The organism is Solibacillus sp. (genome assembly GCF_040273735.1).
In the GTDB taxonomy this organism is placed as follows: Bacteria; Bacillota; Bacilli; order Bacillales_A; family Planococcaceae; genus Solibacillus.
This window is the reverse complement of sequence record NZ_JBELZM010000047.1, coordinates 1-511: the sequence shown is the minus strand read 5'-3', so window position 1 is coordinate 511 and position 511 is coordinate 1. Positions and strand designations below refer to the sequence as shown.

The window sequence follows — 511 nt, the reverse complement described above, 5'->3', positions numbered from 1 at the left end:
AGAAGTTGAAATCTATTGTTTGCTTCATTTAAGAAGCTTGTTTCATTAACGTTGCTTGTTCAGTTTTCAAGGTTCATGGTGGAGCCTAGCGGGATCGAACCGCTGACCTCCTGCGTGCAAGGCAGGCGCTCTCCCAGCTGAGCTAAGGCCCCATAAATGATGGTCGGAATGACAGGATTCGAACCTACGACCCCTTGGTCCCAAACCAAGTGCTCTACCAAGCTGAGCTACATTCCGAAATAATATGGCGCGCCCGGCAGGAGTCGAACCCACAACCTTCTGATCCGTAGTCAGACGCTCTATCCAATTGAGCTACGGGCGCATATTGTTTATTTAAAAGATGGTGCCGAGGGCCGGAATCGAACCGGCACGGTGATCACTCACCGCAGGATTTTAAGTCCTGTGCGTCTGCCAGTTCCGCCACCCCGGCATTTTTTGGAGCGGAAGACGAGGTTCGAACTCGCGACCCCCACCTTGGCAAGGTGGTGTTCTACCACTGAACTACTTCCGC

The 511-nt window shown here is 52.3% G+C and carries 5 tRNA genes; all 5 read right to left on the bottom strand.

The window, feature by feature from the left end:
• Positions 1 to 76: 76 nt before the first annotated feature.
• Positions 77 to 152 (bottom strand) — tRNA-Ala (locus ABS917_RS18905).
• A gap of 8 nt (positions 153 to 160) precedes the next feature.
• Positions 161 to 237: transfer RNA gene (locus ABS917_RS18900), tRNA-Pro, on the bottom strand.
• 8 nt (positions 238 to 245) lie between these two features.
• Positions 246 to 322 (bottom strand) — tRNA-Arg (locus ABS917_RS18895).
• A gap of 19 nt (positions 323 to 341) precedes the next feature.
• Positions 342 to 430: transfer RNA gene (locus ABS917_RS18890), tRNA-Leu, on the bottom strand.
• A 6-nt stretch (positions 431 to 436) separates the two neighbouring features.
• Positions 437 to 511, bottom strand: a tRNA-Gly gene (locus tag ABS917_RS18885).